Annotated in this window: 4 protein-coding genes; 3 read left to right on the plus strand and 1 reads right to left on the minus strand. The window is 68.3% G+C overall.

The window, feature by feature from the left end; translation table 11 throughout:
• Nucleotides 1-142 precede the first annotated feature (142 nt).
• Together gltB and GIW57_RS05915 are read left to right on the plus strand one after the other, a co-directional pair.
• The gene (gene gltB, locus GIW57_RS05910; RefSeq protein WP_236509437.1) at nucleotides 143-4,597 is read left to right on the plus strand and encodes a glutamate synthase large subunit; all 4,455 of its coding nucleotides are present in this window, start codon (nucleotides 143-145) and stop codon (nucleotides 4,595-4,597) included.
• 28 nt (nucleotides 4,598-4,625) lie between these two features.
• A complete protein-coding gene (locus GIW57_RS05915; RefSeq protein ID WP_100461758.1) occupies nucleotides 4,626-6,071 on the plus strand; it encodes an FAD-dependent oxidoreductase in 1,446 nt (481 codons plus the stop codon).
• Here the strand turns inward: GIW57_RS05915 and GIW57_RS05920 are convergent.
• Nucleotides 6,057-8,489, minus strand: coding sequence for a response regulator (locus tag GIW57_RS05920; RefSeq protein ID WP_236509438.1), 2,433 nt, complete (start codon nucleotides 8,487-8,489; stop codon nucleotides 6,057-6,059). The genes GIW57_RS05915 and GIW57_RS05920 overlap by 15 nt on opposite strands.
• Before the next feature lie 154 nt (nucleotides 8,490-8,643).
• Here GIW57_RS05920 and GIW57_RS05925 point away from each other — a divergent pair, with 154 nt between their 5' ends.
• The gene (locus GIW57_RS05925; protein WP_236509440.1) at nucleotides 8,644-9,510 is read left to right on the plus strand and encodes a methylglyoxal synthase; all 867 of its coding nucleotides are present in this window, start codon (nucleotides 8,644-8,646) and stop codon (nucleotides 9,508-9,510) included.
• The last annotated feature ends 91 nt before the right edge of the window (nucleotides 9,511-9,601 follow it).

Here is a 9,601-nt window from a genome sequence, read left to right on the forward strand (position 1 = left end):
TGAGCAACGCCGTATGGGCGTGCGCCAAGCGGCTTCCCGACGGGCCGCGCCATGCGCGGCACACTCCACCATGACGTACAGGGCGTGCTCTACAGGGCGGGCAGGAGTGTCCCCGTTCATTTCAATCTGCATCGAGGTAGAGATGGCCCCCCGCAACCGCCAAGGGCTTTACGACCCGCGCTCCGAGCGCGATGCCTGTGGATTTGGCATGGTCGCCCAGCTCGACGACCAGCCTTCGCGCCTGCTGGTCGATACCGCCATCGCCGCGCTTTCGCGCATGACCCACCGTGGTGGTGTCGCCGCCGACGGCCTGACCGGTGATGGCTGCGGCCTGCTGTTGCGCCGCCCCGATGCCTTCCTGAAACTGCTGGCCAGTGAAGCGGGCATTGCCGTCGGCGCGCGCTTCACCGCCGGCCTGGTCTTCCTGCCGCACGATGCCGACGCCGCGCAGGCCTGCCGTGCACAGCTGCAGCAGCAGATCGAGGCGGTCGGCTGCAAGGTGGCCGGCTGGCGCGAAGTACCGACCGACGACAGCGTCTGCGGGCAACTGGCGCGCGACACCCTGCCGCGCATCGAACAGGTATTCGTCGATGCCGGCGTCGGCCAGGATGACGCCGGCTTCGGCCTGGCCCTGTTCCTGGCCCGTCGCCGCAGCGAGCAGCAGCTGCGCGCGCACGCCGACTACTACGTCACCACGCTCAGCCCCAACGCCATCAGCTACAAGGGCATGGTGCTGCCGGACAAGCTCAGCCGCTTCTTCCCGGACCTGCAGCGCCGCGAACTGGCCTCCAGCGCCATCGTGTTCCACCAGCGCTTCTCCACCAACACGCTGCCGCGCTGGCCGCTGGCACACCCGTTCCGGATGCTCGCCCACAACGGCGAGATCAACACCATCGAAGGCAACCGCCGCTGGGCGCAGGCACGCAGCAAGGTGTGGAAGACGCCGCGCTTCGATATCGGCGAATTCGACCCGGTCATCTCCATGCACGGCTCGGATTCGCAGAGCCTGGACAACATGCTGGAACTGATGGTGTCGGCGGGCATGGAGCTGATCCAGGCACTGCGCATCCTGGTGCCGCCGGCCACGCAGTCGCTGGAATTCAAGGACCCGGACCTGGCCGCGTTCTACGAATTCCACGGCCTCAACAGCGAACCGTGGGACGGCCCGGCCGGCATCGTTGCCTGTGACAGCCGCTACGCCGTGTGCACCCTCGACCGCAACGGCCTGCGCCCGGCGCGCTGGATGCTGACTGCCGATCGCCACTTCCTGGTCGCCTCCGAAGCAGGCGTGTGGGAAGTGCCGACCGAACGCGTGGTGCGCAAGGGCAAGCTCGGCCCGGGCGAGATGATCGCCATCGACCTCAAGCGCGGCGACCTGCTCGATTCGGAGGCCATCGACCGCATCAACCGCGGCCGTGCACCGTACAAGCAGTGGTTGCAGCAGGGCGTCACCTACCTGCAGACCGAACTGATCGATCCCTCGCTGGTGGAGGAACCCTTCGACGAAAGCACCCTGCGCAGTTACCACAAGCTGTACCAGCTCAGCAGCGAGGAAGTGGAGCAGGTGCTGCGGCCGCTGGCCGAGACCGAACAGGAAGCCACCGGCTCGATGGGCGATGACACGCCGATGGCCGTGCTCAGCCAGCGCAGCCGTCCGCTGTACGACTATTTCCGCCAGGCCTTCGCGCAGGTCACCAACCCGCCGATCGACCCGCTGCGCGAAGACTGCGCGATGTCCCTGTCCACCCAGCTCGGCAAGGAGACCAACATCTTCCATGCCGGCCCGGAGACGGTGAACCACGTCATCCTCAATTCGCCGGTGCTGAGCCAGCGCAAGCTGCGCCAGCTGCTGAAGATGGACCAGTACGTGCAGGCCAACCGCCTGCTCGACCTGTCCTACAGCGAAGAGGAAGGCCTGCGTGCGGGCATCGAACGCATCTGCGCCGAAGCCGAACAGGCCGCGCGCGATGGCATGGTGATGCTGCTGCTGTCCGACCGCTACCCGGTGGCCGGGCGGCCGATGGTGCATGCCCTGCTGGCCACCAGTGCCATCCACCACCACCTGTCACAGCTGGGCCTGCGCTGCGACGTCAACCTGATCGTCGAGACCGGCACCGCGCGCGATGCGCACCACATGGCCTGCCTGCTCGGCTTCGGTGCCACGGCCGTCTATCCGTACCTGGCCTACCAGACCTTGTTCGACCTCGGCCGTCGCGGCATCCTCAAGCTCAGCAAGGGCGGTGAGCAGTCGCAGATCGGCCGCCGCTACCGCAAGGGCATCTACAAGGGCCTGTCGAAGATCATCTCGAAGATGGGCATCTGCACCGTGGCCAGCTATCGCGGCGCGCAGCTGTTCGAGATCATCGGCCTGGAGCCGGAGGTCGTCGACCTGTGCTTCCCCGATACCGCCTCGCGCATCGGTGGCGCCGGTTTCGCACGCCTGGATGCCGATGCACGCGAACTGTGCGCGCAGGCCTGGGATGCGCAGCAGGGCGTGGATGTCGGCGGCCTGCTGAAGTATGTGCACGGCGGCGAATACCACATGTACAACCCGGACGTGGTGACCACCCTGCAGCGCGCTGCGCGCAGCGGTGACCCGCGTACGTGGCAGCAGTACTGCGACGCCGTGCATGCGCGACCGCCCTCGGCGCTGCGCGACCTGCTGCAGCTGGTGCCGGCGGCGACGCCGACACCCTTGGACGACGTCGCACCGGCCAGCGAGCTGTTCCCGCGCTTCGATACCGCAGCGATCAGTCTCGGCGCGCTCTCGCCCGAGGCACATGAAGCGCTGGCGATTGCGATGAACCGCCTCGGCGGCCGCAGCAATTCCGGCGAAGGTGGCGAAGACCCGGCGCGCTATGGCACCGACAAGCGCAGCAAGATCAAGCAGGTGGCGTCGGGCCGCTTCGGCGTCACCGCCGAATACCTGGTCAACGCCGAAGTGCTGCAGATCAAGGTCGCCCAGGGCGCCAAGCCCGGCGAAGGCGGTCAGCTGCCCGGGCACAAGGTCAATGAACTGATCGCGCGCCTGCGCTATGCCAAGCCCGGCATCGGCCTGATCTCGCCGCCGCCGCACCACGACATCTACTCCATCGAAGACCTGGCGCAGCTGATCTACGACCTCAAGCAGGTCAACCCGACCGCACTGGTGTCGGTGAAGCTGGTCAGCCATGCCGGCGTCGGCACGATCGCCGCGGGCGTGGTCAAGGCCGGTGCCGACCTCATCACCATTTCCGGCCACGACGGCGGCACCGGTGCTTCGCCGGTCAGCTCGATCCGCTATGCCGGCGTGCCCTGGGAACTGGGCATCGCCGAGGCGCACCAGGCGCTGGTGGCCAACGACCTGCGCGGGCGCACCCTGCTGCAGACCGACGGCGGCCTGAAGACCGGCCTGGACGTGGTCAAGGCGGCGCTGCTGGGCGCGGACAGCTTCGGTTTCGGCACCGCGCCGATGATCGTGCTGGGCTGCAAGTACCTGCGCATCTGCCACCTCAACAACTGCGCCACCGGCGTGGCCACCCAGGACGAGCGCCTGCGCGAGAATCACTTCACCGGCCAGCCCGAGCGCGTGGAGAACTTCTTCCGCCTGCTGGCCGAGGAAGTGCGCGGCTGGCTGTCGGTGCTGGGTGCACGTTCGCTGCAGGAGATCGTCGGCCGTACCGACCTGCTGCGCCAGCTTGAGGTCTCGCCGCGCGAGGACGTGCGCGTGGATCTGTCGCGGCTGCTGGCCGACGCCAGCTACCCGGACAGCCACTGCGCCGCACAGCGCCTGTACGAATCACCCGACAGCCTGGCCACGCAGATGGACGGCCTGCTGGCCGAAGCCATCGAGCACAAGCGCGGCGGCGAACACCGCTTCCTGATCCACAACACCGACCGCAGCATCGGCACCCGCCTGGCCGGCGCCGTGGCGCGCGCGCATGGCAACCAGGGCATGGCCGAATCGCCGCTGGAACTGCGCTTCCGTGGCAGCGCCGGGCAGAGCTTCGGTGCTTTCAACGTCGGCGGCCTGCACCTGGAAGTGGAAGGTGAAGCCAACGACTACGTCGGCAAGGGCATGGCCGGTGGCCGACTGGTGGTGCGTCCGCCGCGTGGCGCACGCTTCGAGGCACGCAGCACCGCGATCATCGGCAACACCTGCCTGTACGGTGCAACCGGTGGCGAGCTGTTCGCCGCTGGCCGCGCCGGTGAACGTTTCGCCGTGCGCAACTCCGGCGCACTGGCGGTGGTGGAAGGCGCAGGCGATCACTGCTGCGAGTACATGACCGACGGCGTGGTGCTGGTGCTGGGCAAGGTCGGCCTCAACTTCGGTGCCGGTTTCACCGGCGGCCTGGCCTACGTGCTGGATGTGGACCGCGATTTCGTCGACCGCTACAACCACGAGCTGATCGACATCCATCGCGTGTCCGCCGAGGGCTTCGAGAACTACCGCCAGCACCTGCACCGTCTGATCGGCCGTCATCGCGAGCTGACCGGCAGCATCTGGGCGCAGCAGATCATGGATGAGTTCCGCGATTACATCGGCAAGTTCTGGCTGGTCAAACCCAAGGCCGCCAGCATCGAGTCGCTGACCGAAACCCTGCGCCGCGCCGCGTGAGCGCGCGCACCGCACTGCCGAGACGATCATGAGCCGCAAGCACGCCTTCCAGTTCCTCGACCTGCCCCGGACCATGCCGCAGCGCATCCCGGTCGAACTGCGCACCTCCGGCGACTGGGGTGAGCTGTACGGAAAGTTCGGCAAGGAAGACGCGCAGTACCAGGCCGGCCGTTGCCTGGACTGCGGCAACCCGTACTGCAGCTGGAAGTGCCCGGTGCACAACGCCATTCCGCAATGGCTGCAGCTGGTGCAGGAAAACCGCATCCATGAAGCGGCCACGCTGTGCCACAGCACCAACCCGCTGCCGGAAGTGTGCGGCCGGGTGTGCCCGCAGGACCGTCTGTGCGAAGGCAGCTGCACGCTGGAGGAGTTCGGCGCGGTCACCATCGGCGCAGTGGAGAAGTACATCGTCGACACGGCACTGGCCACCGGCTGGCGGCCAGACATGACGGCGGTGCAGCCCACCGGCCACACGGTGGCCGTGATCGGTGCCGGCCCAGCGGGCCTGGCCTGTGCCGACCGCCTGGCGCATGCCGGCATCACCGCTGTGGTCTACGACCGCTACGAGCAGGTCGGTGGCCTGCTGCAGTTCGGCATCCCCAGCTTCAAGCTGGACAAGGACGTGATCCGCCGCCGCCGCGATGTGCTCGAAGGCATGGGCGTGCAGTTCCGCCTCGGCGTGGAGATCGGCCGCGACGTCAGCCTGCAGCAGCTGCTGGACACCCATGATGCGGTATTCGTCGGTACCGGCGCCTATCGCTACACCGATGGTGGCCTGGACGGCCAGGACCTGAAGGGCGTGCTGCCGGCACTGCCGTTCCTGGTGCAGAACAGCCGCATCGTCGGCGGCGATGATCCGCAGGGCCGGCCGATCGCCGGCTGGGAAGACCAGATCGCCCTGCCCGACCTCAATGGCAAGCGCGTGGTGGTCCTCGGCGGTGGCGACACCGGCATGGACTGCGTGCGCAGTGCGGTGCGGCTGGGCGCGGCCAAGGTCACCTGCGCCTACCGCCGTGATGAAGCCAACATGCCGGGCAGCGCGCGCGAAGTGGCCAATGCGCGCGAGGAAGGCGTGCGCTTCCTGTTCAACCGCCAGCCGCTGTCGATCGAAGCCGGCGCCGATGACGAAGTGATCGGGGTGACGGTCATCGAGACGCGGCTGGGCGAACCCGATGCCAACGGCCGCCAGAACGCGGTGCAGATCGAGGGCAGCGAGTCGCTGCTGGAAGCGGACGTGGTGATCATCGCGTTCGGTTTCTCGCCCAGCGTGCCGTCGTGGCTGGCCGAGCACGGCGTGGAGGGCCAGGCCAATGGCCGCATCCTCGCCGGGGGCAAGGGCAAGCTGCCCTTCCAGACCGCCCATCCCCGCCTGTTCGCCGGTGGCGACGCGGTGCGTGGTGCCGACCTGGTGGTGACCGCGGTGGCCGAAGGTCGCGACGCCGCCGCCAGCATCGTCCGGCTACTGGCGCACTGACAGACCGGCCAGCGGTGTCAGCACCGCGGCGAGCGTGGCGTGCAGTGCGTCGCGCTCGACCGGCTTGGCGATGAAACGATCGATGCCAGCGTCGAGGCAGGCCTGACGGGTACTGTCGAGCACGCTGGCGGTCAACGCGATGATCGGCACCCTTGCCGCATCGGCACGCGGATCGGCGCGGATCGCGCGGGCCAGGGCAAAGCCATCCATGCCCGGCATGTGGCAGTCGGTGATGACCAGCGCGAACCGTTGCGTCTGCCACGCCTGCCAGGCCTGCTCGCCATTGGCGGTGGCATGCACCTGCAGGCCCAGTTCCTGCAGCCGCTGCACCAGCAACTGCAGGTTGGTGGGATGGTCTTCGGCAACCAGTACCCGCACCGGCGGCAACACCTGCAGGCCAGCCGCGCCATCACGAGGCCCCGCAGATGGCGCCTCGCAGGCCGGCAGGTACAGGTCCAGCCACACCGTGGTGCCCGCGCCCGGCGTGCTGCACAGGTGCAGTTGTCCGCCCATCGACGCCGCCAGCTCACGGCAGATCGCCAGGCCCAGGCCGCTGCCGCCGAAGCGCCGGGTGGTGGATGCATCGGCCTGGGTAAACGCTGCGAACACCGCCCGCTGGCGCTCGCGGCTGATGCCCACTCCGGTATCGGTCACCTGCAGCCGCAGCTGCTGGCCGTGCTCGCGCTGCTGCAGCACCCGCACCTGCAGGTCCACTCCGCCCTGCAGGGTGAATTTCAGCGCATTGCCCGCCAGGTTGAACAGGATCTGGCGCAGGCGCAGCGCATCGGCCAACGACCCACGCTGCAGCGCGGGATCCACCTCGCAGCGCAGATGCAGCCCCTTGCTTGCCGCCACCGGTACCAGCAGACGCTGCACCGCCCGCAGCAGCTCGGCCAGGTCGGTGGGCAGGCACTGCGGCGGCTGTGGGCCGGACTGCAGGCGTTGGCTGTGCAGCACGTCATCGAGGATCTGTCGCAGCATCTGCGCGGCATCATCGATGGTCGCCAGTACCTGGCGCTGGCGCGCATCCAGTGCGCTGCCGCCGAAGCGCTCCAGCATCCCCAGCAGGGTGCTCATCGGCGTGCGGATCTCGTGGCTCATGGTGGCCAGGAAATGGGTCTTCGCGGCGACATCCTGCTCCGCATCACGCCGGGCATCGTTCAACGCCTGCGTACGTGCGCGCGCCTCGGTGACATCCATCCAGTATCCGCTCCATTCCACGCCGCTGTCGCTGCAGGCAATCGGTCGCCCGTGCGAACGTACCCAGCGCCAGCCGTTGGGGCCGCGCGTGCGGAAGGTGATGTCGATCGGCCCGCGCACCAGTGCGGCGGCATCGACGCAGGCCAGCACCGAGCGGCCGTCCTGCGGATGGACTGCGGCCAGCAGGCTGCCATGGTCGACCCGCGCGGTATCCACGCTGATCGCGAACAGGGCATGCACGTCGCCGGCAATGTGGGGAACGCTGTACTCGCCGGTGCTGCTGCGCCGCGCCTGGTACACCACCGCCGGCAGGTTGGCGGTGACCTCCTGCAGGCGATGTTCCAGCGCCTGCCTGCGCAGGCCTTCGCGGTGCAGTCGCCAGTAGCCGAACGCATACACCAGGCACAGTGTCAGCAGCACCAGCAGCACGGCGATCGACCCGCGCAGGGGCGACACCGGCGCGAGGCCACGGCGAGGGGGTGTCGAGATCCAGTGTGCCCGCAACGCCTCGCGCTGCTCCGGCGTCATAGCTGCCTGCAGCTGGTTGAAGCGGACGACAAGATGCGCGCACGCCGGCAGCGTGGCCAGGACCAGTGCGTCGCTGAAGCCGGCCGGCGCCGCTACGTCCAGCGCGCCACCCGGCTGATTGCGCAGCGTGGCTTCCACGTCCACCAGGTTGCCCACCACCGCATCGATCTGACCGCTGATCAGCAGCTGCAATGCCTCGTCCAGCGCCGCCACCTGCAGCAGCGGCACGTCCGCGCCGGCTTCCACCAGCCTGCTGGCAAGCGGCACGATGTCGGGGCTGGCCACGCCGCGACCGTGCAGTCCGCCCAGGCCGATGATCGGCGGCGCGTCGGGGCGTCGCACGATCACCTGCGGCACCTGCAGGTAGGGCACGCTGGCCACCCAGCCTTTCGGCTTCTGCGCGCGCGGCCAGCCGAGCACGGCGTGGGTCCCGGCCGGGAGCGCGGCGGCGGCCAGCGCCGTCGCCGCGACCGGTGTGGCGCGCAGCGTGGGGTACTGCTCCTGCAGCAGCGCCAGGTAGACCGCCACCAGGCCCTGTGGCGTGTCGTCCAGACTGGATGACAACGGTGCGCGGTCAGCGGGGTAGGCAAGCAGGATGGGGCCTTCGCACTGTCCGGCCCAGGCCTGTGCTGACAACAGCGACAGGGCGACGATGCGGGCCAACGGGCCAGCGACATTCACGGTGGACATCCTCATGTCGCAGGCAGGGGCATGGCCGCATCGCGGTACGACCTCCCGTCACGCTAGCGACGCGCTTCCCAGCAACAATGAGGAAATTTGTAAAACCCTCCGAAACCGTCAATAGCGACATACACTGCCGCTTCTACCGATCCCGGAGCTTTCGATGCGCATCGGCCTGGCCGCCAACCGTCTCCATCACAACGACGCGCGCGCGGCACTGTTCCGCTGGCTGCGCGCCAGCGAACCCGGGCTGCGCGAACTGGGCGTGACGCTGTGTGCGGTCGGACGTACCCACGATGCGATCCAGCGCAACGGTTTCCTTGCCGGTTACGACGGCCTGCAGCGCTATCCGTACGGTCGCGAAGGCGGGTTGATGAAGATGGTGGCCGAAGTGGTGGGCATGGGCGCCGAGCGTACGCTGGACGGTGCGGTCTATCTGATGGATCCGGTGGATCCTTCCTCGGTGTTCCCCGAGGCGACCGCGCTCAAGCGCCAGTGTGTAATCCACGGCAAGCCTTTCATTTCCACCGTGGCCACCGCCCGCGACTGGATCGAGGTGGAGCGCGTCCATGCGGGCCTGGCCGCCGATGCCGGCGCCGACGACCTGCATGCGTTCGAAGGGCAGACGCTGGCGTTGATCGCGCACGATGCGATGAAGCCGGCGATGCTGGCGTTCGCCGATGAACACTTCGACGTGCTGGCGCGCTTTGGCGAACGTGTAGCCACCGGTACCACCGGCCAGCGCTTGAACGAGCTGGCCTGGAGCCGCGGCTGGCCTGCGGATATGGCGTGGGTGACGCGTTACCAGAGCGGTCCAATGGGGGGCGATGCGCAGATTGCCGACCGCGTGCTGGAAGGTCGTTGCCAGCGTGCGATCTTCTTCGAGGATCCGCATGTGGCGCGCCAGCACGAAGCGGACATCCAGCTGCTGGAACGGGCAGTGACCACGGTGACCGATCAGGCGGTGTGCATCACCGCTCCGCGGGTGGCGGCGCGGTGGGCGGAGGCGGCGGCATTGCGCGTGGGTTGATGAGGTTTTCGGCCAACGGCTGAGTCCCTCGTGGTGACCGTTCAAATCAAAAGCCGTGGTTGGCCGGGCGGGTGGGCCATGCAGGGGACGC

This window comes from Stenotrophomonas sp. PA-6-5C, assembly GCF_021605635.1.
GTDB lineage: Bacteria > Pseudomonadota > Gammaproteobacteria > Xanthomonadales > Xanthomonadaceae > Stenotrophomonas > Stenotrophomonas lactitubi.

Bases quoted from the DNA above. Each gene is read 5' to 3' on its own strand.
- gltB (WP_236509437.1), top strand. From the start codon at position 143: ATGGCCCCCCGCAACCGCCAAGGGCTTTACGACCCGCGCTCCGAGCGC.
- GIW57_RS05915 (WP_100461758.1), top strand. From the start codon at position 4,626: ATGAGCCGCAAGCACGCCTTCCAGTTCCTCGACCTGCCCCGGACCATG.
- GIW57_RS05920 (WP_236509438.1), bottom strand. From the start codon at position 8,489: ATGTCCACCGTGAATGTCGCTGGCCCGTTGGCCCGCATCGTCGCCCTG.
- GIW57_RS05925 (WP_236509440.1), top strand. From the start codon at position 8,644: ATGCGCATCGGCCTGGCCGCCAACCGTCTCCATCACAACGACGCGCGC.